Origin of the sequence: Ventosimonas gracilis (assembly GCF_001580025.1) — a bacterium.
Classification (GTDB): Bacteria; Pseudomonadota; Gammaproteobacteria; order Pseudomonadales; family Pseudomonadaceae; genus Ventosimonas; species Ventosimonas gracilis.
Window position 1 is genome coordinate 1 of the sequence record NZ_LSZO01000148.1, and the last position, 265, is coordinate 265.

At 46.8% G+C, this 265-nt stretch carries 1 protein-coding gene; it reads left to right on the forward strand.

The window, feature by feature from the left end; genetic code table 11:
• A partial coding sequence (locus AXE65_RS06990) for a phage/plasmid replication protein, II/X family (RefSeq protein ID WP_275574866.1) occupies nucleotides 1-265 on the forward strand: 265 nt, incomplete at both ends.

The following is a 265-nucleotide window of genomic DNA, read 5'->3' on the forward strand; positions in this document are numbered from 1 at the left end:
CCTTCAATGGGCTTACAACTTAACACCTGAAAAACTCAAATCCTTATTTAGTCAACACGTGGGAGGACTGGACATGTCCGAACAAATCGAGCTCAACAGCGAACAAGTGTTTAACTTACCCAAAGCCATTCGCGGCACTTATATGCTCTGGAAATCAGGGCATGACTTACGCGCTAATTTATCTGAACCTACTTATTACCGTCATCGCGCCTTACTAAAAGAACATGGCATCGATATAGCGCTGCGCTGCGACCGCGCGGCCAAC